The sequence below is a fragment of the Rhizobium sp. NZLR1b genome (assembly GCF_019685155.1).
GTDB lineage: Bacteria > Pseudomonadota > Alphaproteobacteria > Rhizobiales > Rhizobiaceae > Rhizobium.
The window spans coordinates 112492-137302 of the sequence record NZ_JABDWC010000018.1; the positions used below are offsets into that span (position 1 = coordinate 112492).

A 24811-nucleotide genomic window follows, 5' to 3' on the forward strand; every position below is an offset into this window, starting at 1 on the left:
CGCACCGGCGAAGGACCCCTTTGCGTGTGAAAGGCGTTGTCAACGTGGTCATGGGCTTACGCGGACCGAGTTACTCCGTTGCCGAACTCTCGGCCGGCGGCGTGCGGCGAGTTAGTGTCGGCGGATCGTTTGCGCGGGCAGCACTCGGGGCTTTGATGCGGGCCGCCGAGGAAGTGAGATCAGCCGGCACGTTTGGCTATGCCGTCGACGCGCTCCCGGCTGCTGTCATCGGCCAGCTGATGTCACAGGGAAAACGCCGTGACAGGCAATGAGCCAAAGCGCGGGCCACGCGTCCGGCAATGCGATCAAGGCGTCAGTTGCAAGCGGATGAAGTTTTGCCTAAGGCGCTTTAACGACCGAAGTCTCGACCCACGCATTCGAAACGTCTTGCGGCGTGCCACTGTTTGTGACCACCACAGTCATCCACGTGTTTTGGCCCTCTATCAAATAGGCCGTGCCGCTTTGCCTGCGCTCTTTCGTTATCTGACCCAGCGAGGCTGCAGAGAGCCCAGCTTCGAAGGCTTCAAGCTCAACGTTGGAACAATGCATCCCTTCCTGACCACCCTTGCCCAAGGCTAAGACAAAATTGAACGAGCAAGTGGCAGAAAAGAGGTTTCGGTATTCCCGAAAAAGCATGGCGAACCGCTGCCCGCTCGGCATCGTGTAAACCTCGCTGCCGGTTCTTGGCTCCGAGCTTGCATTGGGCGGAGAAGAAATCGCGTCGACTTTCCAATCGCCTCGATCAACGCCGCTGTGCAGGGCAGCCAGGCTTCGGCCATTCAATACGCAGAGCTTCAAGGTATCGTCGAGAGGACACGCAACCGCTCCCACCTGGCTCGATATGATTATAATCGCCAAAGCTGCAATCAAACGCACGCGCTCAATCCCCAAATCACCCTGTCGGCACCGTAGTTTGGATGCTGGAGAAAGCAAGACAGCAGCCAGGCAAACACCCGCGGTGAAGCTTGAAGGCCAGGCGACGCATTGGGAAGTCGCCGGCGACAGCGACAATATCAGGAAAGCGCGGCTTCCACCTGGGACGCGGCGCGTCTTGGACGCGGTTCTGGCGATATTGCGCAATCGATCACGCGATATCTTTCCCTGGTCCGTGCCGCAGGCACCCGGGTAAAACCGTCAAGCGAAAGCTCAGGAGAGCCGCATCCTAAGGCGCGGGGGCCGAAGGCCGGAGCCTCGAAGGAGGGGGCGGGTGCCGCAAGGCCGCGGCAACCTCCCGTTTCTCTGGCTGGGAGCGCGCGCCCGGCAAGGCGCGCGCAACCTTCAACCAGCCTTAGCGAAAGCCGCCGCTGGCATTCAGCCGTTCGCCGGTCAGCCAGCGGGCGTCGTCGGAAGCGAGGAAGACCGCGACGCCGGCAATATCGTCCGGCTGGCCGACGCGGCCGAGTGGCGTCTGGCCGACGATGACCTGCTGGAAATCCGAGCCGATGACGCCGGCGGTGTGCGTGCCCTCGGTCTCGACCATTCCCGGCAGGATGGCGTTGACGCGGATTTTGCGTGGGCCGAGTTCCTTGGCAAGCACGCTGTTGATGCCTTCCACGGCTCCCTTGGTGCCGGTGTAGACCGCAGAGGCCGGCGGCGCCATGCTGGTGACCACCGATGAGATGTTGATGACGCTGCCACCCTCGCCGAGATGCTTGACCGCCGCCTGGGTGGTCAAAAGAAGGCCGAGCACGTTGACGTCGAACATGCGGTGATAATGTTCCTCGGTCACCTCATCGATCGGCGCGAATTCGTAGACACCGGAGTTGTTGACCAGCACGTCGAGCTTGCCGAACTCCCTGACGGCGGCATCGACCAAGCCCTGTGCCTGCTCGGCCTTGGAAACATCGCCCTGTACCGCGATCGCCTTGCCGCCGGCGGCGCTGATCGCCTCAACCACCGCGTCTGCCCCGGCCTTGCTCGAAGCGTAGTTCACCACCACTTGCGCACCTTCCGCCGCAAGGGCCTTGGCAATCGCGGCACCGATGCCCTTGGAGGCCCCGGTTACCACAGCGACCTTTCCCGTGAGCTTTGCCATATCCAATTCCTTCTGACCCGGACTGCCATCGACACTGACGGCCTTGTTCCGTAGTTCAGAAATTCGGAACTGTTGATCTTAATGTCAAGGGTCGCTATATAAAATTCATGAGACCGCTCTTTCACCCAGCATTAGAGGACATCCGCCCCGAAGCGGTCCTTTATGCGCTTTCCGATCCGGAGCGCGCCGCAATTTTCGCGTGGCTTTCCGGCGCCGGCTGCGGCGGGACCTGTTCTGCGCTGGGCCAGCTCGGCGAGCGGGTCATCCCGAAGTCGTCGCTGTCGAACCACTTCAAAGTGCTGCGCGAGTCCGGGCTGATCCTGAGCGAGCGCCAGGGCGTGGAGATGCGCAATCAAACCCGCTGCGCCGAGCTGGACGAGCGCTTCCCGGGCTTGATCAAGGCCATTCTGACGGCTTACAAACAGCTTCCCGGGCAGCCGGAGGCAGATTGACGGGCGGACTGCCGGAGCTTGCGCCGCCCGCTATTCCAGCCATCCTTATTCCAAGATGACGACGGCTTCGACCTCGAAGAGCATGGGGTCGATCGCCAGCTTGGGAACGGGAATCAACGTCTGCGCCGGCAGTGCAGCGCCGAACATCTCCCTGACGTTCTCCGTCAACACTTGAAGCTTGGACATATCGTGATCGACCACGAAGACCGTCAGCTTGGCGACCTGATCGGGCCTGGCGCCAAGCGCATCGAGGGCAGTGCGCAGATTGGCGTAGGCCTGCTTCACCTGGACGGCGAAGTCTGGCGACAAGGCGCCGGTGCTGTCCTGGCCGCCCTGTCCGGAGATGTAGGCCAGCCGGCCTTCCCTCGGCACGATCACCGCCGTGCTGTAGCCGTTCGGCGAGGGATCGTAGAGGTTTTTCGGATTGACGATGGTCAGCTTGAGATCGTTCTCGTTGGCTTTCGTCGCAGCGGAAATTCCGATGGTCATGATGATGAGCCCTCCGATGAGCAGATGCGTGATTGCGCGTGACATGAATTCTCTTGGGCGTTGAGGACTGAGGGGAACCTCCCCCACGGCCTGCAGGTTTGAACGTCGAATTGTTGCCTATACGATTGGCTCGTACATTGTACGATTAACTCGCATCGTACAATGTACGAGTCAATCCGTCAGCATCGACATTCGTCGCTTTGTCGGCTTAAATTGACGTTTTGTTCACTAAGGAAATCGGATGGCAGCCAAACGCAGCGGCGCTCGGAGCAAGCAGTCTCAACGGAAAACTCCGTTGCCCCAGTCCGGGCCTGAACCGCGCCATGAACCGCCTCTTTCTCTCGAACGGATCGTCGCGACGGCGGTCGAACTGCTGGATACCGAAGGGCTGGACGGATTGAAGATGCGTCGGCTGGCCGATCGCCTCGGGGCCGGCGCGATGAGCCTCTATTGGCACGTCGGCAACAAGGAGCAGGTCTTTGATCTGGCGCTCGATTCGGTGCTCGAATATCGCGGCCCGGCGCCAATCGATGCGTCGGAAGACTGGCGCGGCGACGTGGTTCACATGCTTGAAGACTGGCGTGCCGGCATGCTGCGCCATCCCTGGTCGGCATCGCTCTTGCCGCGCCGGGCGCTCGGCCCGAACATCCTTTCTCGCCTGGAACTGCTGGGCAGAACCTTGTCCAGAGCCGGCGTGGCGGACGCGGATTTGAACGTCGCAATATGGTCGCTGTGGAACTATGTGATCGGCGCCACCACCACAAGGGCAAGCTTCGAGCTCTCGGACGAGGACAGAGCCGCCGCGCAGCAGCGCCTCGCAAGCCTCAGCCAACACTACCCGACAATCGAACGCTCCCGGCTGCTGCTGGACAATGACTGGGACGGTGCTTTCAGCAAAGGCCTCGACTTCCTGCTCGATGGCCTCGTTCCCAAACAAGGAAAGTCGTCGCGCCTGGAAAATGTGGGAGGGAAGTGATTTGTTTCGTTATGTCTGCGGCGTAATATTTGCCTGCGTGCCGCTTGTTGCCGCCAATGCCGAATCTCCCAAATTTTGCCGAAACAGTATCAAGCTGAACGAACCGATCGAGACGCGATTCATGGGAATCGACTACGCACTGATGGTGCATGTCCTGGCGGAGAAATATTGCGGGGCAGAGCCGAAGCCGATGCGTCCACGATTTTTGGGATATATCCAAAAGCAGGGCTGTCCTCCAGGAACGCAGATATATTCGGACGTTGAGGAGGCGATCGCAAAATTGGAGGGAGCGAGCTTGCAGTTTCTCGCTGAAACTGAAGTCCCTGACCTACCGATTTCCGAACGGCAGGCGCAGGAGTGGGCATCAAGCGTTACGAAAGAGCTTGGGGGATGCGACGCACTGAAAAACGCTCATGATGCCGAGCTTCAGCGGTAAGGCACAGACGCCATTTCTTTCCGACCAGCCACACAGATATATCCTTTGGCAAAACGCCCCCCACCCTCCGTCATCCCGGGCATTGAGCCTGGGATCCATGCCCGTCGCGGATTGAGGCGGCGTGGATCCTCGGGTCAAGCCCGAGGAGGACGGAGGGTGGGATGAGCCTCGTGAATCCAGCGACGTGTGGTGCAAGAAAAGTGTCATTACCCCCACGGCCCAGCCTCGATTATCGCCGGTACTGTCGAGTGCGCCGGCGGCGGGTCTGGCGAAACCGCTCCCACCCTCTGCCGCGTTACGGACATTGACAAACCGCGACATTATGAGGTACGTACATCATTATGGCGCAAGGCTGATCAAGCCAATAACGCAACTCGAAAGGCAAATGGAATGAAGGAGTTCAAGGTCAATCCAGATTTCGCCATAAGAGATGAGCGAGCTCTTCGAGGTCTGTTCGAGGCGACACATGCTCTGGCCATTCAGAAGTGTCAGGACACTATCGGCAAACATGCGCAAGAATTTATCAGGCGTTCGCCATTCCTGTGCATCGGCACGCAGAGCCCGGATGGAAAAGCCGATGTCAGCCCCCGCGGTGATCCTGTGGGCTTCGTCAAAATACTTGACGAGCGGACGCTGGCGATACCGGACCGGCCCGGCAATAACCGCCTCGACACCTTAGTCAATATTCTCGCCAATCCGAGCGTCGGGCTGTTGTTCATCATTCCGGGCTTTGACGACACATTGCGCGTGAATGGCTACGCCACTTTGATGACTGACCCTGAACTTCTGCAAAGCATGAGTGTCAACGACCGCGCTCCCAAACTCGCGATCGTCGTCAAGGTGAATGAGGTTTTTCTTCACTGCGCCAAGGCCTTCCGGCGCTCGCACTTGTGGAACCCGGATCATCTTCAGGATCGCACCGAGATGCCGTCCCTTGTAAAGATCATTCTGGATGAGACGACTGGCGCGCCAAGCGATGAGGATGAGATGCGGAAAATCGATGCCGATCTCGAAGATGCATACAAGCGGACGCTTTATTAACCGGCACGCTTGCGTTTCATTCCAGCCGGCTTGATGCCAGGGTCATGCGGGCGTAATTCAAATAACCGCCCTCTCCGCGACACCCATCTGAAACGATCCCATGGCCCACTCGCTCAACACGACCCCCTCGCCTGCCGCCGGCCCCAACCAGCCGAAACTCGATACGGAGGAAATCTGGCAGGCGCGCGTGGATCTGGCGGCCTGCTTCCGGATGGCGGCGCGGCTCGCCATGGAGGAAGGGATCTGCAACCACTTCTCGGCGGTGGTTCCCGGCTATGACGACCTGTTCATCGTCAACCCCTACGGCTACGCTTTCGCCGAACTGACGGCTTCGATGTTGTTGATCTGCGATTTTCACGGCAACGTCGTGTCGGGCAGCGGTCAGCCCGAGGCCACCGCCTTTTACATCCACGCCAGGATCCATAAGAACATTCCGCGCGCCAAGGCGGCGTTCCACACGCATATGCCCTATGCCACCGCCCTTTCGATGACCGAAGGCGATCCGCTGATCTTTGCAGGGCAGACCGCGTTGAAATTCTATGGACGCACGGCCGTCGACCGGGATTACAACGGTCTGGCGCTCGACGCGCGCGAGGGCGATCGCATCGCTGCAGCGATCGGCGATGCCGACATCGTCTTCATGAAGCACCATGGCGTGATGGTCTGCGCAGCCAATATCGCCGAGGCCTGGGACGACCTCTATTATCTCGAGCGCGCCTGCGAGGTGCAGACGCTCGCCCTGTCGACCGGGCGCCAGGTCCTTGCCGTCGCGCCTGAGATCGCCGAAGCGGCGTATCGGCAGATGCGCGAAGGAGATCCGGAGTCGGCCCGGCTCCATCTGGAGGCGGTGAAACGCGCGCTCGATCGCAGCGAGCCCGACTATAAGCGCTGAGCCCTCGCGACATTCTGCAGCGACAGCGAAGTTCTCTCCAGGGCGGGAGAACTGATATCACCGGCTTGTGCAAGCCTTCAAAAAGCAGTTAGCTGGCATCGTTGGGTCTGTTCATTCCTGCTTGCCGAAGACAGGCCCCACAAGACGGGCATTGAGCTATAACTGCCGAGACGTGTCCGCATTTCGGGGGAAATCGCGTGCGCTGGTCCAAACCCCTAAGACTGCATCTCGGCGTCCTGGTCGTCGCGTCGCTGCTTTGCACGTCGGCGCCGATCATCTGGATGGCATTCAGCCACGGAAGCGATGCTGCGGTCAGCGCCGGCGCGCAGCAGATGCGCGCGATGAGCTTGCGGCTGATCGAGGGATACCGGAATACGCTGCAGGGCGGCACCGAGGCCGTGGCGCTGGCATCCACCCTGCCGCAGCTCGTTTCGCCACCGCCTCAGGATATCAAGGCAAAACAGCAATTCTTTCAGGAGGTTCTGCGCAACGTCCCGAACGCTACCAGCGTTTACGCCGGCTATCCCGATGGCTCCTACCTGCAGGTGATCAATACTGCCCGGCGCGACGTCCGCCAGACGCTTGCCGCACCCGATGGCACGGCCTTCGCGATCAGAATGATCGCACGCAGACAAGCGGCCGACATCATCTCGACGCTTGGTTTTCTCGATCGGGATGCACTAGTGATCGGGGAGCGGAATGGCGAGGATACATCTTACGATCCGCGGCAACGCCCCTGGTATCAATCGGTCGTTCAAGACGGCGTGCCGGTTTCCGTCGGACCCTATGTCACCCGACCTCTCAATGTTCCGACGCTGACGATCGCAGCCCCGATGCGGGACGATGGCCAGGTGGTCCTCGGCATCAACATTCACCTGCAGACCGTCAGCCGCCTGCTGGACGCAGGTCAGATTTCACCGCGAGCCCGGGCTTACATCGTCGATGCCGGCGGCAATCTCGTTGCCCATTCCGACCCTACTATCATGAGCAGGATCATCGGATTATGGTCGAGAACATCAGGCGCCTTTGCCGTAACGGCAAACAGTTTCGACCCGAGCCTCGAAACCGTGGCGCGGCTCAGGCAGGATCCGGCCTTTGCAGGCGGCGGCCTGGCACGGGTCGATTTCGATGGCGAAACCTATCTGGTGCAGATCGCCCCGGTCAGCGTGTCCGGCCTGTTCGAGGGCAGCGTGGCGGCAATCGTCGTGCCGCTGGAGGACCTGGTGGCGGAGGCCAATCGGCTGTTGCTGCGCAACCTGTTCATTGCCGCCGCCTTCGTGATCGCCGGTGTCGCCGCATCGGTCCTGCTGTCCCGCATGGTCAGCATCTCTCTCTATCGCCTGGCCGACGAGGCGCGCAGGATCGGCGATCTGGATGTCGGCGAGCAAGGTGTGTCGCATTCGTGGATATCGGAGATCAACACGCTGGCGACCGCGCTGGCGGCAAGCCGCCATGCCATCCGCCAGTTTGCCCTCTTCGTTCCGCGTGAAGTGGTTCGGCGGATCGTCAGTCCGGAAGGAAGGACGGTCGTCACGGCGAAGCGACAGGATGTGACGGTGCTGTTCACCGATATCAGAGACTTCACGACCATCTCCGAGCAGCATTCGCCCGAGGACGTGGTCGATATACTCTCGGCCTATTTCGAGCTGCTGAACACCATCGCCGAGCGCAATGGCGGGACAGTCGTGCAATATCTCGGCGATTCCATTTTCGTCATGTGGAATGCCCCGGTTGAAGATATCAGCCATGCCGAAAACGGCTGCCGATGTGCGCTGGCCATGAAAGCGGCGGTCGACGGCTTGAACGACGCCAATCGCAGGAATGGCCGCCCCGAACTGTTCACGCGATTTGGATTGAACACCGGCCCGGCCGTCGTCGGCAGCTTCGGAGCGATTTCGCGCCAGCAGTACACGGCCATGGGCGATACGATCAATATCGCCTCACGGCTGGAAGGCATGAACAGGGAGCTGAACACATCGATCCTGGTGAGTGCCGCCACCCGCGACGCCGTCGCCGATCGCTTCGACTTTCGCCCGTTCGGCCTGGCTGAGGTCAAGGGACGCGCCGAGAAGGTCGACATATGGGAGCTTGTCGGGGAAATCGGCGCCTAAAGCCTAGCGCGCGATGGCCTGCCCCGGTTGTGAAAGCAGCGCCCAGCCTTATCGGGAATGAGAGCGGGAAAATTCCCGGAGCGCGATCATCACCGGCATCAGGCCGCGGCCGGCATCGGTCAGCCGATATTCGACATGCGGCGGCTGCTCGCCAAAGTCTTGCCTCGCCACCAGCTCGTCGTTCTCCAGCTCCCGAAGATGTTGCGTCAGCATCTTCTGGGAGATGTCTGGAATGTCGCGCATCAGCTGCGACGTCCGCATCGATGGCGCGGCGAACAGACGAAACAGGATCGGCAGCTTCCATCGTCCGCTGATCATGCGCAGGACCCTGGTGACATGGGCAACCGATCCATCCGGCCCGAGGCAGGCATGCCTTTCCCCCCGGTCCATGGGCACTTTTAAGTGCGTAATTGCCTCATCCATCGTCCTGTCCTCTTAATCCGATCTCTCAAACATAGGAGTTGCGCCGTGGATTTGAAACTTGATGGGAAGGTTGCGCTGGTCACCGGCAGCAGCAAGGGCATCGGCGAAGGCGTAGCTCGAGGGCTGGCGCGCGAGGGCGCCATCGTCATCGTCCACGGCCGCAACAGGACGAAGACCGAGGAGGTCGCTCACGATATCATCACCGGCGGCGGGCGGGCGCATACGGTGATCGGCGACCTGACGGATGAAGACGCTGTGCAACGCCTGGCCGAGGAGGCGCAGGCCTTCGTTCGCCCCGTCGAGATTGTCGTCAACAATGCCGGCGGCTCCGGTGGAACGGAAGACTGGGCGACGGCGCGGCCGGAGACATGGGCGGCGAGCTATGACCGGAATGTGCTTGCGGCTCTCAGGATCACCACCCGGCTGTTGCCGGCCATGCGGGAGGCGAAATGGGGAAGGATCGTCAACATCTCCAGCCTTGCCGGGCTGATGCCTCCGCCCAGGAAGCCGGACTATGCGGCGGCAAAGGCGGCGATGATCGCAATGACCGCCTCGCTCGCCAAGGCCGTCGCCATGGACGGCATTACCGCAAATACCGTTTCACCCGGGACGATCCATAGCATCAGCCTCGATGAAGCCTTCCGCAAGGCTGCGATCAGCCAGGGGCTTGCCCCGGATGCGCCGTGGACGGAGATCGAGCAGAGCGTGCTGCCGATGTTCGCCCAGGTGCCGATCGGACGGGTGGGAACGCTCGAGGAGATTGCCGACGCCATCTGCTTCCTCGCCAGCCCGCGCGCCGGTTATATCACCGGCACAAACCTGCGGCTCGATGGCGGGGTCTGGCCTGGGCTCTAGCCTTCTCTTGGGGTTGAGGCCGCGCCATACTTGGCGGGCCGTTGCTTAGACCGCTCGAACTTCGGCAAGTCGCTTGATAGCGTATTCGTCCTCCCAGCAGACGGCGGCTTCCCATGCGGCCGATGCTTGGGCGGCAATGTCATTGGCACTGCCTTCCAGACCGGCGGCATTGTAGGGCAGGACGAGGTCAAGGTCGGGGACGTCAACATGCGACTCATCCCAGTCGATCAGTGCGACGCGGTTCGCGGTCATGCGGATGTTGCCAGGGTTATTGGGGTTGCCGTGGACGACGCTTGTCTCGCGACCGATAAGCCGCGCCCACGCCGCTCGGCATCGAGCGACGCCATTTGGCGGCATCGCGGCAAGATCGATCCTCGTCCCGGTTTCGGCGTGCAGGAGGTCAGTCGAGGATCGCCAACCGGGGCGCTGCTGCCAGCCCTGCGTCAACCGATGCAGCTCGCGGAGTGTCTCGGCCACGCGACGCCAGTCGGCCTCCGTCTCGGGTGGCCCGCCATGGATGTATTCCATCACCATCAGGCCATCGGCGAACAGGCGGCCATCGGCCGTCGGGATCGGCACCGGCACGCTCAGACCTTCGCTGTCAAGATGGCGTAGGAGCTCGGCCTCCCACGCGAGATCAGCGTCGCTCCTGATACCCAGACGACCGACTGCAAGTTGCCCGTGGACGCGAACGCTCCAGACATCATTGGCAACTCCGCCAGAGAGCTTTTCGATGCGAGCCGCGTCTTTGTCCCACAGCTCTAGTGCTTCCCATCCCACTAGCGGCATCCTCGACTAACCCGATGCGACTTGCGTAAACCAAGCTCCCGATCGGCACAAGTCGGACCAGCTCGGCCAAGACGACGCTGCTAAGCTGCCACTGGTCGGTCGCAGATCGCACGGCAGTCCTGGACCAATTAGCAGGCGAGAGGTTCTGGCAGAAACGGGCCAACGGATACATGCCTGGTATTGCCGACACAGGCCCCTCAGCGACCTGCGTTGATATCACCAGCGAGGAGGAGCAATTCGGCTTCCTCATCCGGCACGCCCTCCGCCAGGCGCGCCGCGGCGACCGGCGACAGCCAGGCGAATACATCGTGGGCCTTTATCCCAGCTTCGGAAACGTAGGCTTCGACATAGTCGTTCGCCAATTCGGGCGCAGCATGGCGCAACAAAACATACGTCCGGCACACGTCCGCTAACGGATCGCCCGTGCAGGCATCGAGCCAATCCACCACGATATCTCCAATCACGTTCCATGGATGGAAGTCTCCGTGACAGAGGCAGTCGCCGTCCGGCAAGTCATGAAGTTGGCGAATTAGCCGCTCACGCAGCGCATCGTCCAACAAACTGGCGCGTCGAATATTGGCCGCCAGTCTGGACTTCATGGAAGTCAGTCCATGACCGGGACATGCGTGAATTTGGCGATGTAACCGCGCCATCTTGTTGAGCATCGGCATCCGGTCCGTGGATGGCATCACATCGCCTAAACACGGACCTTGCACCCGGTCCATGACCACGCCCCAGCGGCCATCATATTCATTCACGGCATGAACTCTAGGAGCGGATAACCCATTCCTCTCGACGACAGCAAGGTGAGCAGCCTCTCTGAATGAGGATGCTTTCGACACTTCCGGCTTGTAGAGCTTGAGTGCCAGTTCTCCGAATGCGAACACCTCGGCTTCCTTGCCGACGCCAAGCAAACACCCGATTTCGTTCATGGCGAATCCAACTTATCAGTTCTCTCTCCTGCCACGATATAGGACGTTGCGGCGCGAACGCTGAGGATTTTGCGGGCGGGCTGACCTGTCACTTCGCGACGGCACCACAAGACTGCAAAGGGCCAAGAGCGATCATGACGCAGAAGCGCCCCTTGCTGTCATCGCAACAGTCAGCAACAACCCCTATGGGTTTTTCCGACCATTCGCCTATCTCCACCCAACATCGCCAACCATTGGAGCCCGAGACAATGATCTCAGCCGGATATTGCCGACTTATGGCCCGTTACAACAGCTGGCAGAACAGCTCTCTGGTGACTGCCGCCGATGGGCTTACGCCTGCGGAGCGCTGGAAGGATCGAGGGGCGTTCTTCCAATCGATCGCCGCGACGCTGAACCATCTTTATTGGGCCGACGCCCTGATACTGGAGCGATTGAAGGGCAATGGGCGCCCCGAGGAAACCATCAAGCACTCGCTGACAAGCCCATCGGATTGGGATGAGTTCAAGACACTGCGTCTGCAACGCAATGCGGAAATCGAAGCGTGGGCCGCAGGATTGCGCGACGCAGAGCTTGACGGCATGCTCGTCTGGTATCCCGGCGATGGTGCAACGCGGGTCGAGAGGCCAAAGGCGCACTGTGCCGTCGAACTGTTCAACCACCAGACCCACCACCGCGGCCAGGTGCACGCGATGTTGACGGCAGCGGGTGCAAAACCGGAGCCGACCGACCTTTCGCGTCTGCCATAGCCTGTCCGCCTCGGGCTCGACGAACCTGCCCCCAGCACTCGGCAAGCGCCACTGCCTAAACCTGCACGTTCCAGATTGTGTCGTTTCCGCATCACTTTCTGTCAGGTTGTAAATTCCCGGTTGGCAACGGCGATCGCCTTCGCTACAAGAGGCTTACCGCGTCAGATCGAACATAAGGGAGGCGTTGCATGACAGCAGTATTCACCAAAATCCTCCCGTGTGGAATGTCCCGACACTAGGTCATTTCCATTCGCGGCCCGCCTCAGGCGCGCCCGACATGCGGTTTTCACTCCCTTCATAGCCCGATTGATCTGACGGGATCATTTCGTCTCCCGCTTGGGCTGTGCCAATTCACTCTCGATTTTGAGGACCGGTTGCCGATATGCGGCCGGGTTGGTTCAAATGACTCGCAAGAAGCTCGATTTCCGCGCCGATGCCTATCGCAACGTGCTCGGCTTTATCTTTCATCATTGGACCCACCGGCCTGCTTTGGTGGGGCTGATCATCGTGCTGGTGATATCGAGCACGCTGGCCGAAGTCATGGTGCCGGTCTTCTCCGGCCAGATCGTCGATGCCATCGCCGGCACGAATGCGGCCGACGGCGCGCTCAGCGCCTTCGTCATTGTCGTGGCTTTGGGCTTCAGCAGCGTGGCGCTGCGTTATTTCATCTTCAACGGCATCATCCGGCTGACGCTGCGCACCATGGCGGATGTCACCAATGGTGGTTTCCACAAGGTGCAGCGCTTCTCCACCGACTGGCACGCCAACAGCTTTGCCGGTTCGACGGTGCGCAAGATCACCCGCGGCATGTGGGCGCTGGATTCGCTCAACGACCTGCTGCTGGTGGCGCTATTGCCGTCGATCGTCATGCTGGTCGGCGCCAGCATCGTGCTCGGCAGTTACTGGCCGATCATGGGGCTGATCGTCGGCCTGGGATCGCTGATCTATATCGGCGTCACCGTGGCGCTTTCGATGGGCTTCGTGTCGCCGGCGGCAAGGCTTGCCAATGCCTGGGATACCAAGCTCGGCGGCGCGCTGGCCGATGCGATCAGCTGCAATTCGGTGGTCAAGGCATTCGGCGCCGAAAACCGCGAAGAGATCCGGCTCGGCCATGTGCTCGGCAGGTGGGACAAGCGCACGCGGCGGACATGGAAGCGCGGCACATTGAGCGGCACGATCCAGGGCTTCATGATGGTCTCCATGCAGGCCGGCATTCTGGGAACGGGCCTCGTCATGTGGCAGCAGGGGCTGGCGACGCCTGGAGATGTGACCTTCGTGCTGGCGATGTTCTTCGTCCTGCAGGGCTATTTGCGCAATGTCGGTCAGGACATCCGCAATCTGCAACGGGCCGTCAACGACATGGAAGAGCTGGTGCTGCTCGACAAGATGCCGCTCGGCATCGAAGACAGGCCGGGCGCCACACCGATCAGGATTGGCAAGGGCGAGATCGTCTTCGATCACATCACCTTCCAATACGGCGCGCATCCCAGCCCGCTTTATGAGGATTTCTCGGTCGTCATCGAGCCGGGCGAGCGTGTCGGGCTGGTGGGGCATTCGGGCTCGGGCAAGACGACCTTCGTCAAGCTCATCCAGCGCCTTTACGACGTGAACTCGGGCGCAATCCGCATCGACGGGCAGAATATCGCCAGGGTCGAGCAAGCAAGCCTGCGCGGCCAGATCGCCATCGTCCAGCAGGAGCCGATCCTGTTTCACCGCACGCTGGCCGAAAACATCGCCTATTCCAGGCCGAACGCCTCGCGGCGGGAAATCGAGCAGGCGGCGAAACAGGCGAGCGCCCACGACTTCATTCTGAGCCTACCGAAGGGCTATGAGACGATGGTGGGAGAACGCGGCGTCAAACTCTCGGGCGGTGAGCGGCAACGCGTCGCCATCGCCCGCGCCTTCCTGGCCGATGCGCCGATCCTGATCCTCGACGAGGCGACCTCCAGCCTCGACAGCGAGAGCGAAGTGCAGATCCAGCAGGCGATGGAACGCCTGATGGACGGCCGCACCACACTTGTCATCGCCCATCGGCTATCGACGGTGCGGGCGCTCGACCGGCTGCTGGTCTTCGACAAGGGCAAGATCGTCGAAGAGGGCGATCATCAGGCGCTGATCCGGCGCAGCGACGGCATCTATCGCCGACTGTTCGAGCGGCAGGCGCTGGAGCTGACCAAGGGTCTTGTGGCCTGAACCGAAACGCCAGGGTTTTGCTCTGGCGTTTCCTTTCTCGTGTTCAGCGAACAATGGCTGCGCTGTTCTGCAGGCAGTCAGGAAAGTGGGTCTATGGGGGTGTCCGCTCAGACCTTCATATTTAGGAAGCAGTCGAGGAAACGATTAGATCGGCAGCTCTTCTAGCCTTGATGAGGAAATTCATCAATCGACTGCGAATGAGTGTCTCTGTGGATAGCGGAGCGCTTTGATCACCGCTTGGAAAGCCGGTGTGACCTGCCGTTTACTTGGATAATAGATGTGATATCCGGAATAGGTGGGGCTCCAGTCGTCGAGCAGCAGGACCAACTGCCCATTCTGGATGTGCTGCACCACCATTTGCTCCGGCATATAGGCCAGGCCGTGGCCAGCAAGCACCGCATGAAGGATCATGTGAGCGGTGTTGAACACGAGCTGCCCTTTGACGCGGACATTGACCTCTCTGCCATCTTTGCGGAACTCCCACGGATAGACGCCGCCGTAGGTCGGAAGCCTGTGGTTGATACAGTCATGGGAGGTGAGATCCTTGGGATCGAGCGGAAGCTCCCGGCTTTCCAGATAGGTCGGTGAGGCGACCACCACCATGCGCATGCCCGGTCCGATGCGCACTGCAATCATGTCCTTGGCGATGTATCCCCCGGACCGTACGCCAGCATCATACTGCTCGGCCACGATGTCGCTGAGGCCGTAGTCGACTACGACCTCGACCTCAATGTCAGGATATTCGGGCAACAGGCGATGAATGGTCGGCCATAGGATGGATTCCGCTGCGTTTTCGTCAGAGGTCAATCGGACCTTGCCCGAAGGTTTGTCTCTAAGTTCGCTGAGCGCATCGAGCTCGTGCTTTATGCCGTCTACGTAAGGACCAACCGTGCGAAGCAAGCGCTCGCCGGCCTCGGTCGGCGCAACGCTTCGGGTCGTTCTGGTGAGCAGCCTGAGCCCCAGCCTCGCTTCCTCGCGACGGCGAGAAATGCCACGAGGTCCTGGATGTTGTCCTGCGCCATTCATGAGCTCCGTTTCTGAAATCATGCGCATATTAGCGGATTATCGTTCAGTGGGAAATCCGTTAGTTTCGTCTCGTTAGATGAGGAAAGGAATTTTGGATGAAGAAGAGAGTTTTGGGTCGCGAAGAACTGAACGTCTCGTCCATCGGCCTGGGATGCATGGGCCTTTCGTTTGGTTATGGCCCGGCGACGGATCGCGATGACGCCATTGCGCTGATCCGCGCAGCGCATGTTCGCGGTGTGACTTTTTTTGATACCGCCGAGACCTATGGTGCGGCAAACGAAGAACTGCTGGGCGACGCCGCCGCTCCATTCCGCAAGGACGTAGTGCTCGCCACTAAGTTCGGCATGAAGGATGGCAACGCGCGAGCGGGAATGGACAGCCGTCCCGAACGTATTCGCTTCGTCGCAGAGCAGTCGCTCAAGCGGCTCAAGACCGACGTGATCGACCTGTTCTATCAGCATCGCGTCGATCCCAATGTCCCTATCGAGGACGTCGCCGGTGCCGTCAAGGACCTGGTGGCAGAAGGCAAGGTGAAGCACTTCGGTCTGTCCGAGGCAGGGGTCGATACCATCCGCCGTGCCAATGCCGTTCACCCGGTCACTGCCCTGCAGAGCGAATACTCCATGTGGACGCGCGAACCAGAGAACGAGATCCTGCCGACCCTTAACGAACTGGGGATTGGCTTCGTCCCCTTCAGCCCGCTCGGCAAGGGGTTCCTCACCGGCAAGATCGACACCGGCACCAGCTTCGGTGACGGCGATATTCGCAGCACGCTGCCTCGGTTCACCGAAGAAGCTCGCCAGTCTAACTTGAAGCTCGTGGAACTGGTGGGGCGCATCGCCGAGCGCAAGAGTGCAACGCCGGCTCAGGTGGCCCTTGCATGGTTGCTGGCGCAAAAGCCTTGGATCGTTCCGATCCCCGGCACCACCAAGCTGCATCGTCTCGCGGAGAACGTCGGCGGCGCGGACGTCGAGCTGACCGAGGAGGACAGACAGGATCTGGCAAAGGTTCTTGCTGCGGTGAAGATCCAGGGTGAACGCTACAATTTCCAGCAGCAGAGCATGATCAACCGCTGATCAATGGGCTCGCGGCCAATCGCCGCGAGCCGCCTGGTCATCTGCCAATTGCACGAACCGCGGTGCACCCACGGGCAGGCTGCCGTTGGCATAAGCGAAACTGCGGCGATTTGGGACGAGATTACATGGACGAGCAGCGCACGGGAGCAGAGCGGATCGGGAGCAGTGTATCGACACCTTCGCGTCTGCGGGAATTTCAACGACTGGCGATCCTCAGCACGCTGATGGCCTTTGCGGCGATCTCGACGGACCTCTATCTGCCCGCCATTCCCAATATGAGCGCGTCGCTCGGTGCCAGTCAGAGCACTCTGGAATGGACGGTGTCGGGCTATCTTATCGGCTTCAGCCTGGGCCAACTCTTCTGGGGGCCGATCAGCGACCGCTTCGGGCGCCGTATGCCGATAGCGATTGGGATCGTCATTTTCATTATCGGTTCGGCAGGGTGTGCCCTCGCCACGGACGGATGGCAATTGATTGGTTGGCGGATCATTCAGGCGCTTGGGGCATGTGCGAGCGTAGTGCTATCCAGAGCCATTGTCCGTGATCTCTACGGCAGAGATCGCGCGGCACGCGTTCTGTCGACCCTGATAACGGTTATGGCTATTGCACCATTGGCGGGACCAAGCCTTGGAGCCCAAATCCTTGTGTTCGGCTCGTGGCAAGTCATCTTCTGGGTGCTCGTCGTGATCGGTATGGCGACCTTGGCGGGCCTATTTACGCTGCCGGAATCTCTGGCATCAGACAACAGGAACCATGAACCCCTGACCAAAGCCTTAGCTGCTTATGGCTCACTCCTCCGAAACCGAAAGCTTGTCGGCTACGCGGGCACGGCCGGGTTCTTCTTCAGCGGCACCTTTGCCTATATAGCCAGTTCGGCTTTTGCGTTTATCGACTTCTATGGCTTGTCGCCTGAGAGCTACGCATTGCTGTTCGCAGTGGGAATCGTGGGGCTCATGATCTCAAACCAGATCAATGCCCGACTGGTCACTCGGCTGGGTAGCGACCGAATGCTGTTGATCGGTGCTATCGGTGCAGCGATTACCGGACTTGTCGTGGCCGTGGTTACCTTCACTGGTCTTGGCGGCGTATGGGGATTGGCGATATCAACCTGGCTTTTTATCGGGATGAACGGCTTCATCGTTGCCAATTCGATCTCCGGCGCATTGGCGGATTTCCCGCATCGCGCGGGAACGGTTTCGGCACTCCTCGGTGCCATCCAATACGGTAGCGGTATAGGCGGCTCAGCGGCTGTTGGCCTCTTCGCCAACGGAACGCCCGCTCCCATGGGATGCATGTTCGCCGTGGCAGGGTTGGGCTGCCTATTGTCCGTCCTTTGGATGAGCAGCACTGGCGATCATGAAGTAGGACCTTCAACCAGCAAGAATGGCAGCTAAGCAGCCTTGGGTGCTGGAAACCGGTGTTGCGGCTCTCCCAACCGTCACCAAACTGATAAGGGGGGTTGACGGTATCGTGCAAAAATCAAGAATTCTGCCCCATGCGGTTGGCCTGGAATGGCAGGGCTTTTCAGAGTGGACCGTGTGAGACGAAGCACGGGGCGCGTTCGCCCCGCCGTGTTTTATCGTTCGAAATTCGAGGTTTCTGCAGCGCTACTGCAGTTGTGTTTGTGCACAGCGTGCCAGGTTGGCCCTGACCACGAGGTGATGAAAAGGCCTGATCGCGTTGAGATAGGTGAAGCCCAAGGCATTGTGGGTATGCACAACGGTTGTCGCGATGAGCAACGTGCCTATTGGAGAATGCCGTCGGAGCAGAGATAGCCGGAAGTCCAGGTGTCGGTCATCCGTACCGAGCACAATTTCGTCCTTGGCCTCCCAGTGCACCGGGAAGAAGTCCACCCGTTCATGGCTATCCCGGGACGTCCTGACCGTATCGGAGGTTTTGATGCGAAAGGGCGTAACCATGGCGTCACGCAGCGCGATCAACGCCTTTTGCCACGAGGGTGGATTGACGAGTGTCCGCGTCGCCAGCTCGCGCATGCTCGACTGTTCCGATGCGCTCAAGTCAATGCTGTAGCTATCGAGTAAACTGGCGTTCTCGTACCAGCTCGCAATGACACTTTCCGACGGCGGCGTCGTGCTGCGTACCTGCGGTTTGCGGTCTAAACCCATGTTCATGATAATGCCACCTATTCAAGGGGCCATCAACTACGGGCGTGAAGACAAGCAAAGGTCAATGTTCGAGGCCGATTCAGGCTCAAACCAGGAGGGACTGATTGCGGCTAGCTGCATTGAGAAGGAAGTCCGCTCCGGGCCGAGAGCGGACGTCGATGCCATCGGCAGGACGCTACACCCAGGGATAGTGTGGATAACGCTGCAAAGTCGTCAAACGCGCGCCGACAGCGATTGAATTGACCAAGCCCATTGGAGTTTTATAAAATAGCTTTTTGCGAAACGCCGATTGGCCAAAATAATCATTTTAGATCAATGAGTTTTTACCGTAAGCGCTGTTTTACCCCCACCTTCCGGACTGCCGGTTGATCGTTGATGTTGTGCTCGAACGGGGCTTCGACATATGACGATTACAGGACTTACGCATAGCACCAGGGCTGATGATGTGGTGCAGCGGTTTGAGGTTTTCACCGGCGCTGGCCGCCGTCGCGAGTGGAGCGATGAGGAGAAGCACCAGATTGTCGCTGAGAGCTATGGCGGCGAGGTGTCGGTGAGTGCTGTTGCTCGACGGCATGGTTTATCGCCCGGTCAGTTGTTCACTTGGCGGCGGCAGTTGCGAAAGCAGCCAGAGCAAGCCTCATCAGCAATGTTTGTGCCAGCAGTGATCGATATCGCAGCGGAAAGGCCTTCGACCCGGCGCAAGACGATAGCGAGGAACACTCCGCATCTTTTTGCTATTGAGTTGGAGATTGATGGAGCGATACTGAAGATCGCACCTGGCACGGATGCCGCGACGATTGCAGCCGTCATTCAAGCCCTGAAGGCATCATCGTGATTTGTCCGTCAGGCGCGGTTAAAGTCATGATCGCCATGAAGCCTGTCGACTTCCGCAAAGGTGCAGAGGGGTTGGCCGCGCTGGTGAAGGCTGAGATGGGAGCCGATCCGTTCTCCGGAACAATCTACGTGTTCCGGGCCAAGCGAACCGACCGCATCAAGTTGATCTTCTGGGATGGGAGCGGCGTGTGCCTGGTGGCAAAGCGGCTTGAGGATGGCGAGTTCCAGTGGCCCCGGATGCAGGATGGCGTGATGCATCTGACATCCGCCCAGTTCTCGGCTCTATTCGAAGGGCTGGATTGGAAACGCGTGCATGCGCCGAGCGAAACGCGCACGCCTGTTCAGGCCGGATAGCAGCCGCGACGAATTGAATCAGCCGCACCAGACATCTCGTCTTGCGGGGCTGAATATGCTGTTCTTTGCCCATGACGATCAGAGCGGACGAGCTTCCGGATGACCTGAACGCGCTGAAAGCTATGGTGCTTTCGCGCGAGGCGGAGAATGCTCGCTTACGGCAGATTATCAAGGAACTGCAGCGTCATCGTTTTGGTCGCCGCGCCGAAACGCTTCCCGAGGATCAGCTTCTCCTGGGCTTGGAAGAGGCCGAACAGGTCGAGGCGGACGGACTGGAGGAGAAAGAACAGGCCTCAACCGATCTGCGCCAGACGCGGGTCGCCAAACGGCGAACGAACCGAGGCTCGCTTCCAGCTCACCTGCCAAGGATCGAGATGGTCGTTGATATCGATGATCATGCCTGCCCAGGTTGCCATCATGATTTGCATCGGATCGGAGAAGACATCAGCGAAAAGCTGGACATTGTTCCGGCCCAGTTCCGGGTACTGGTTGTTCGCCGTCCGAAGTACGGCTGCCGGGCCTGCGAGGATGTCGTCGTCCAGGCTCCGGCTCCCGCCCGATTAATCGAACGCGGCATTCCGACCGAAGCAACTGTTGCCCAGGTTCTAGTCTCCAAATATGCCGACCACTTACCGCTCTATCGTCAGGCGCAAATCTACAAGCGGCAAGGGATCGACCTCGACCGCTCGACGCTTGCCGACTGGGTTGGCCGTGCCGCTTGGCACCTTCGTCCGGTCCATCAACGGCTGCTCGACGTGTTGAAGACATCATCCAAGCTCTTCGCGGACGAGACGACAGCACCGGTGCTCGATCCGGGGCGTGGCAAGACCAAGACCGGCCAACTCTGGGCCTATGCGCGTGATGACCGGCCGTGGCAGGGAAGTGATCCGCCGGGTGTCGTTTATATCTATGCACCGGATCGCAAGGCCGAGCGCCCGATGACTCATCTCGAAGGCTTCGTCGGAGTCCTGCAGGTCGATGGTTACAGTGGTTATCGACCGCTTGCGGCCAAAAATGCCGTGTCCCTGGCATTCTGCTGGTCTCACGTTCGACGTCGCTTCTATGAACTGGCCGCTGCCGGTCCCGCACCCATTGCCACCGAGGCGCTACGGCGTATTGCCGAACTCTACAGGACTGAAGACGACATCCGTGGCCGCGCCCAAGACGAACGCCGCGCCGTCCGACAGGAGAAGAGCCGCCCGATCACCGACAGTCTTGCTTCCTGGCTCACCGAACAGCTCGGCCTCATCAGCCAGAAGACAAAACTGGCCGAAGCAATCCGATACACCTTGTCGCGCTGGGATGGGCTGACCAGGTTCATCGATGACGGCCGCATCGAAATCGACTCCAACGCAGTCGAGCGATCTATCAGGCCAATTGCTCTCAATCGGAAAAATGCCCTCTTCGCGGGTTCCGACGCTGGGGCCGAGCACTGGGCGACCATCGCATTACTCATAGAGACGGCCAAGCTCAACGATGTCGAACCGCTCGGCTATCTCATCGATGTGCTCACCAAGATCGTCAACGGCCACCCGAACAGTCAGATCGACACTCTTCTACCATGGGCCTATCTGTCCGAGCACAACCTGAGCCGTAAAATGAAAGCACCGCGATAAACCGCTAAGCTTTCGTTCCGCTGTACACGATGATACCAATGAGAAACGAGCTAGGTCTGACTATGTTGCTGTTGGAGTTCTAAGGGTTGATGGCGGGACTGTTTAAATCATTGAAGAGAGTGCTGACTGGAAAGATAATCCGACAATCAGACGTTCAAATTATGAACGGCAGTTGCATTATGTCCTTGCGTATTAAACGCGATAGCGGAAGCGGCGGCGTCTATGTGGTGTTAGCCTCTAAAGCATCGGGCAACTATCAATATTACCCTTTCGATGCAGAAGAGTTCGACAGTTTCGTTGATGCTGCTATCGAGATCAAGAAAGCGTTACGGGCCGATGAATCGGCTGGTATCGGTCAGACCCAAGCCAGCGTCAAACCGTGACCCGGGAACACCGCTTACTTTTTACCGGATGGTGGCAAATCAAGAAAGCGGAGCCAGCGGATTGGCGAAGCGACGCAGTGCGGCTGTCTGCATCAGCCATGGAGAAACACGATTATCAAGATAATGGTATTGCTGCACAGCGCCGATGGCGTGGATTGGCAGTCTCCCCCTAAAGGCACAAGCCTTAAGACATTGAGCGAAGCCGAAGAGCAAGGCTTCATCCTGATCCGCGGGGAATTTCAGAAACGACAATTCCGTCTGACAAAGCTGGGCTCCGACTATGTCGGGCGCGATAAGCGGCGTCTGGAAGCTCGCAGGCTCTGAACCGATCCCGTCACGCTGAAACCAATGACGCACTTGCTTGGTTACGCTGGAGTTTTCACACAAGTTCGACCGATGGCCGTCATGACGCAGAAGCGCCAACCAGTCACTGTAGCTGTCGCAAAACTCCCTATCTCTGCTGGTCTTCGACAAGGGCAAGATCCTCGAAGAGGCGACCACCAGGCGCTGATCCGCCGCAGCGACGGCATCTACCGCCAACTGTTCGAGCGGCAGGCGTCGGAGCTGACCAAGGGTCTGGTGGCCTGAACCGAAACGCCAGGGTTTTGCTCTGGCGTTTCCTTTTTGCGGGATCAACGAACGATGGCTGCGCTGTTCTGCAATTGTCATGTTTCCGCTTGATGGTCGAGATGGCGGCGGCCCCGGCGGAAGTCCGCCTCGTGCAGATTGCGCCATTTGCGGACGTCGGCTCCCGCTCGATGGGTGACGGATTTGGGGCCGGAAGGAGACCGTCCGATTCTAGGGCCAATAGGCCGAAAAGCGGACATTTGATTGATCTGCGCCAAAGCGGTGTAGCTTGGATCGACGTCGGCGGTCGAAGCAACTGCGCAGCCATCTCGTGCGTCGATCGCCGGAAGCCTCCTCTGTCAACCGGCGTACAAAACTTCCACGCCGAAACACATCCGAAAACACTTCTCAATCAATTGCGTGCGGAGTTTCTGGCCGTTATTCCGACGGTTTGGAGAAGCCGCGGTAGAAGCGTGTCGGCTGCAGCAGCGAACTGACGATGTTGGCGACGATCTGCCCATCCGCCTCGCTCTTCGCCTTCGCTTCCTGCCACTCGCGATCGGCCATGAACTCGGCCCATTTCTGCTCGCGCTCCGCCAGCGACCGCCATTCGAGCAGGTAGGTCAGATCGTTGCTGGAAGAACCGATCATCGTCGTCCAGAAGCCGAGTGAGCGGATGCCGAGGCGTTCCCAGATCGCCAGCGTCGCGGTCTCGAAACGCTGCTGCAGTGCCGGCAGCCTCCCCGGCAGACATGTATAGATGCGCAATTCGTGGATCATCGGATGCTCTTCATGTTGGATCAGGCAAGATCGTGCATATCGTTCAGCGCCGGAAAAAGCGAGGGGCCGCTTGCCAGCGGAATTCAAGCCATACCAAAATAGAGAATCCGGAGCCCGTCGCTTCGGATAGGTTCTAGGCTTCAAGTCCGGAAACCGATAGGGTCCAACGATCAGGACGAACGCTTCAAACTCGTTTGGAAAAGCAAAATGGTTCGACCGGTCCGTGCGATCGTCATTGCAGTGCTCCTGTCAGTCGTCGCCGTTGCCGTTGCCTGGTCGTCGCTCGCGCTTTGGTACCGCTTGCCGTTGCCTGAGGTCGGCAGGCAAGCCAGCGCCATCTTGTTCGGGCTTTTTGGCGCCTCCGTCATCGTGGCGCTCTTTGGCAGGAGACGCATTCGTGCAGTCCTCGCGTTTGCGGCCGCGTTCGTCATTGTCCTCTTCTGGTGGAGCACGATCGAGCCGCAGGCAAATGGCGCGTGGGCTCCGGATGTTGCTCGTCAGGTCACCGGCGAATTCGACGGTGATCTGTTGACGCTGACAAATGTCCGCGATTTCGAGTGGCGCAGTGCCACCGACTTCACGGAACGATGGACGACGCGCAGTTACGACCTGAACAAGCTGAAGAGCGTCGACATGTTCATGTCGTACTGGTCAGGTCCGACCATCGCGCATGTCATAATGAGCTTCGGCTTCGACGACGGCCGTTATCTGGCGTGGTCTATCGAAGTGCGTCGCCTTTCCGGAGGTTCGTTCTCACCGCTGGCGGACCTCTTCAAAAGCAGTCCTCTGGTCATCATCGCGGCAGACGAAAGGGATGTGATCGGCCTCCGCTCCAATTTTCGCGGTGAGGACGTCCAGATCTACCGCCTGAGGGCGACGCCGGCGGCTGCGAGGCTTCTTCTGCGCGAGTACGTCTCCGACGCAAACGCGCTCGCAGCCAGGCCCGCCTTCTACAATTCGCTGACGACCAATTGCACGACGACCATCGTCAAGATGATGCGTGTGACAGGCGACGCCGTGCCGATGGACTGGCGCCTCATCGTCAACGGATACCTGCCGGACTACGCCTTTGACCGGCGCGCGCTGGACATCTCTGTTCCCTTGTCGCAACTGCGGTCGGCCGCACACATCGCGGCAAGAGCGCACGAGGACGGTCTTTCGCCGTCTTTTTCGCAGGCCATTCGCGTCGGCGTTCCGTCGCCACAGGGCGCGTTGTAACGTCTTCTATCGATGGGGTCTCGCTCGAAGAGATAGTCGAGGCTTATAAGAAGTCGCAGGAAGACTGACCCTGTGACCCAATCGAAAAGCCGATTTCCTTTGCTTCTCACTGAGAGGCTGAACCTGCGCGAACCGGTTATGGTGGGTGGCTGGGCAAGGGTTGCCGCAAACATGAAAGTGTAAATCCGAGCCTATTTGAACGTGGCGCAACTTCCGGAATTCCGACGCTTTGGCTGCACGGAATCCATGACCAGTACTATCGGATCGAGCACTGCCGAGGTAATTTCGAAAGGTTTTTATCGGCTGGCGGACAGGGAGAGTTCATTGCTGCGCCGTACGCATCCGGCGTGGGCCGCCTTGTCGGTTTGATTTGAATGTGGCCGATTGTCCTTATGGACGTATATAAGGACAATTGCCGGCCAGATGTGAGCCGGTTAGACATCATCGAGCTTGGTCGGCGG

General features: G+C 59.6%; 27 protein-coding genes and 1 pseudogene. 18 read left to right on the forward strand and 10 right to left on the reverse strand.

What is annotated here, in order from left to right; genetic code table 11:
* The first annotated feature begins 26 nt into the window (after positions 1-26).
* Entirely contained in the window at positions 27-272 is a 246-nt protein-coding gene (locus tag HJB84_RS23380) for an isocitrate lyase/phosphoenolpyruvate mutase family protein (RefSeq protein WP_405048993.1), read from the forward strand.
* Positions 273-339: 67 nt separating this feature from the next.
* On the opposite strand, the gene HJB84_RS23385 is transcribed toward HJB84_RS23380, so the two are convergent.
* On the reverse strand, positions 340-876 hold the full coding sequence (locus HJB84_RS23385; RefSeq protein ID WP_207583360.1) for a hypothetical protein: 537 nt from the start codon (positions 874-876) through the stop codon (positions 340-342).
* A 412-nt stretch (positions 877-1288) separates the two neighbouring features.
* Positions 1289-2035: a glucose 1-dehydrogenase gene (locus HJB84_RS23390; RefSeq protein WP_207583359.1), complete on the reverse strand. Its 747-nt coding sequence runs from the start codon at positions 2033-2035 to the stop codon at positions 1289-1291.
* Between the two features lie 107 nt (positions 2036-2142).
* On the opposite strand from HJB84_RS23390, the gene HJB84_RS23395 reads away from it, so the two are divergent.
* On the forward strand, positions 2143-2487 hold the full coding sequence (locus tag HJB84_RS23395) for a helix-turn-helix transcriptional regulator (protein WP_207583358.1): 345 nt from the start codon (positions 2143-2145) through the stop codon (positions 2485-2487).
* Positions 2488-2532: 45 nt separating this feature from the next.
* On the opposite strand, the gene HJB84_RS23400 is transcribed toward HJB84_RS23395, so the two are convergent.
* The gene (locus HJB84_RS23400; protein WP_207583357.1) at positions 2533-3021 is read right to left on the reverse strand and encodes a RidA family protein; all 489 of its coding nucleotides are present in this window, start codon (positions 3019-3021) and stop codon (positions 2533-2535) included.
* Between the two features lie 196 nt (positions 3022-3217).
* Here HJB84_RS23400 and HJB84_RS23405 point away from each other — a divergent pair, with 196 nt between their 5' ends.
* The 5 genes from HJB84_RS23405 to HJB84_RS23425 all read left to right on the forward strand — a co-directional run bounded on the left by HJB84_RS23405 (position 3218) and on the right by HJB84_RS23425 (position 8432).
* Positions 3218-3952 (forward strand): TetR/AcrR family transcriptional regulator, encoded by a 735-nt coding sequence (locus HJB84_RS23405; protein WP_221117052.1) that lies wholly within the window; start codon positions 3218-3220, stop codon positions 3950-3952.
* Between the two features lies 1 nt (position 3953).
* Positions 3954-4388: a hypothetical protein gene (locus tag HJB84_RS23410; RefSeq protein WP_221117053.1), complete on the forward strand. Its 435-nt coding sequence runs from the start codon at positions 3954-3956 to the stop codon at positions 4386-4388.
* Positions 4389-4778: 390 nt separating this feature from the next.
* Positions 4779-5429 (forward strand): pyridoxamine 5'-phosphate oxidase family protein, encoded by a 651-nt coding sequence (locus HJB84_RS23415; RefSeq protein ID WP_207583355.1) that lies wholly within the window; start codon positions 4779-4781, stop codon positions 5427-5429.
* A 100-nt stretch (positions 5430-5529) separates the two neighbouring features.
* Positions 5530-6321, forward strand: a complete 792-nt coding sequence (locus HJB84_RS23420) for an aldolase (protein ID WP_221117054.1) — start codon at positions 5530-5532, stop codon at positions 6319-6321.
* 197 nt (positions 6322-6518) lie between these two features.
* The gene (locus HJB84_RS23425) at positions 6519-8432 is read left to right on the forward strand and encodes an adenylate/guanylate cyclase domain-containing protein (protein WP_221117055.1); all 1914 of its coding nucleotides are present in this window, start codon (positions 6519-6521) and stop codon (positions 8430-8432) included.
* Between the two features lie 48 nt (positions 8433-8480).
* On the opposite strand, the gene HJB84_RS23430 is transcribed toward HJB84_RS23425, so the two are convergent.
* Positions 8481-8855, reverse strand: coding sequence for a helix-turn-helix domain-containing protein (locus tag HJB84_RS23430; protein WP_207583352.1), 375 nt, complete (start codon positions 8853-8855; stop codon positions 8481-8483).
* A 45-nt stretch (positions 8856-8900) separates the two neighbouring features.
* Here HJB84_RS23430 and HJB84_RS23435 point away from each other — a divergent pair, with 45 nt between their 5' ends.
* Positions 8901-9710, forward strand: a complete 810-nt coding sequence (locus tag HJB84_RS23435) for an SDR family NAD(P)-dependent oxidoreductase (RefSeq protein ID WP_207583351.1) — start codon at positions 8901-8903, stop codon at positions 9708-9710.
* Positions 9711-9755: 45 nt separating this feature from the next.
* On the opposite strand, the gene HJB84_RS23440 is transcribed toward HJB84_RS23435, so the two are convergent.
* Together HJB84_RS23440 and HJB84_RS23445 are read right to left on the reverse strand one after the other, a co-directional pair.
* Positions 9756-10490: a phosphotransferase gene (locus HJB84_RS23440; protein WP_207583350.1), complete on the reverse strand. Its 735-nt coding sequence runs from the start codon at positions 10488-10490 to the stop codon at positions 9756-9758.
* 206 nt (positions 10491-10696) lie between these two features.
* Positions 10697-11431 carry a phosphotransferase family protein gene (locus HJB84_RS23445; protein ID WP_221117056.1) on the reverse strand — a complete coding sequence of 245 codons (735 nt, stop codon included), beginning with the start codon at positions 11429-11431 and terminating at the stop codon, positions 10697-10699.
* 248 nt (positions 11432-11679) lie between these two features.
* Between HJB84_RS23445 and HJB84_RS23450 the strand changes: the two genes are divergently transcribed.
* Both HJB84_RS23450 and HJB84_RS23455 read left to right on the forward strand, forming a co-directional pair.
* The gene (locus HJB84_RS23450) at positions 11680-12177 is read left to right on the forward strand and encodes a DinB family protein (protein WP_207584272.1); all 498 of its coding nucleotides are present in this window, start codon (positions 11680-11682) and stop codon (positions 12175-12177) included.
* 402 nt (positions 12178-12579) lie between these two features.
* The gene (locus tag HJB84_RS23455; protein ID WP_221117057.1) at positions 12580-14370 is read left to right on the forward strand and encodes an ABC transporter ATP-binding protein; all 1791 of its coding nucleotides are present in this window, start codon (positions 12580-12582) and stop codon (positions 14368-14370) included.
* Positions 14371-14553: 183 nt separating this feature from the next.
* On the opposite strand, the gene HJB84_RS23460 is transcribed toward HJB84_RS23455, so the two are convergent.
* On the reverse strand, positions 14554-15396 hold the full coding sequence (locus HJB84_RS23460) for a LysR family transcriptional regulator (protein WP_405049113.1): 843 nt from the start codon (positions 15394-15396) through the stop codon (positions 14554-14556).
* A 95-nt stretch (positions 15397-15491) separates the two neighbouring features.
* On the opposite strand from HJB84_RS23460, the gene HJB84_RS23465 reads away from it, so the two are divergent.
* Together HJB84_RS23465 and HJB84_RS23470 are read left to right on the forward strand one after the other, a co-directional pair.
* The gene (locus tag HJB84_RS23465; protein ID WP_221117059.1) at positions 15492-16472 is read left to right on the forward strand and encodes an aldo/keto reductase; all 981 of its coding nucleotides are present in this window, start codon (positions 15492-15494) and stop codon (positions 16470-16472) included.
* A 125-nt stretch (positions 16473-16597) separates the two neighbouring features.
* On the forward strand, positions 16598-17866 hold the full coding sequence (locus HJB84_RS23470) for a multidrug effflux MFS transporter (RefSeq protein WP_221117060.1): 1269 nt from the start codon (positions 16598-16600) through the stop codon (positions 17864-17866).
* A 213-nt stretch (positions 17867-18079) separates the two neighbouring features.
* Here the strand turns inward: HJB84_RS23470 and HJB84_RS23475 are convergent, their stop codons facing one another.
* Positions 18080-18604: a DUF2867 domain-containing protein gene (locus HJB84_RS23475; protein WP_221117061.1), complete on the reverse strand. Its 525-nt coding sequence runs from the start codon at positions 18602-18604 to the stop codon at positions 18080-18082.
* A 397-nt stretch (positions 18605-19001) separates the two neighbouring features.
* Between HJB84_RS23475 and tnpA the strand changes: the two genes are divergently transcribed.
* From tnpA to HJB84_RS23495, 4 genes are all read left to right on the forward strand, one after another.
* A complete protein-coding gene (tnpA, locus tag HJB84_RS23480; RefSeq protein WP_221117062.1) occupies positions 19002-19433 on the forward strand; it encodes an IS66-like element accessory protein TnpA in 432 nt (143 codons plus the stop codon).
* Positions 19434-19459: 26 nt separating this feature from the next.
* The gene (gene tnpB, locus HJB84_RS23485; protein WP_259669655.1) at positions 19460-19786 is read left to right on the forward strand and encodes an IS66 family insertion sequence element accessory protein TnpB; all 327 of its coding nucleotides are present in this window, start codon (positions 19460-19462) and stop codon (positions 19784-19786) included.
* A gap of 71 nt (positions 19787-19857) precedes the next feature.
* Complete coding sequence (tnpC, locus tag HJB84_RS23490) at positions 19858-21402, forward strand: IS66 family transposase (RefSeq protein ID WP_221117067.1); 1545 nt, start codon at positions 19858-19860, stop codon at positions 21400-21402.
* 89 nt (positions 21403-21491) lie between these two features.
* Positions 21492-21785 (forward strand): hypothetical protein, encoded by a 294-nt coding sequence (locus HJB84_RS23495; protein WP_207583341.1) that lies wholly within the window; start codon positions 21492-21494, stop codon positions 21783-21785.
* A gap of 39 nt (positions 21786-21824) precedes the next feature.
* Here HJB84_RS23495 and HJB84_RS34155 read toward each other — a convergent pair whose 3' ends face one another.
* Entirely contained in the window at positions 21825-22259 is a 435-nt protein-coding gene (locus tag HJB84_RS34155; RefSeq protein ID WP_405048991.1) for a hypothetical protein, read from the reverse strand.
* On the opposite strand from HJB84_RS34155, the pseudogene HJB84_RS33675 reads away from it, so the two are divergent.
* Positions 22243-22373, forward strand: a pseudogene (locus HJB84_RS33675) (ATP-binding/permease fusion ABC transporter); the annotation flags it as partial. The gene HJB84_RS34155 and the pseudogene HJB84_RS33675 sit on opposite strands and share 17 nt — an antisense overlap.
* Positions 22374-22790: 417 nt before the next feature.
* On the opposite strand, the gene HJB84_RS23505 reads toward HJB84_RS33675, so the two are convergent.
* Positions 22791-23132, reverse strand: a complete 342-nt coding sequence (locus tag HJB84_RS23505; protein ID WP_207583338.1) for an NIPSNAP family protein — start codon at positions 23130-23132, stop codon at positions 22791-22793.
* Between the two features lie 207 nt (positions 23133-23339).
* Between HJB84_RS23505 and HJB84_RS23510 the strand changes: the two genes are divergently transcribed.
* Positions 23340-24350, forward strand: a complete 1011-nt coding sequence (locus tag HJB84_RS23510) for a DUF4105 domain-containing protein (protein ID WP_221117064.1) — start codon at positions 23340-23342, stop codon at positions 24348-24350.
* The last annotated feature ends 461 nt before the right edge of the window (positions 24351-24811 follow it).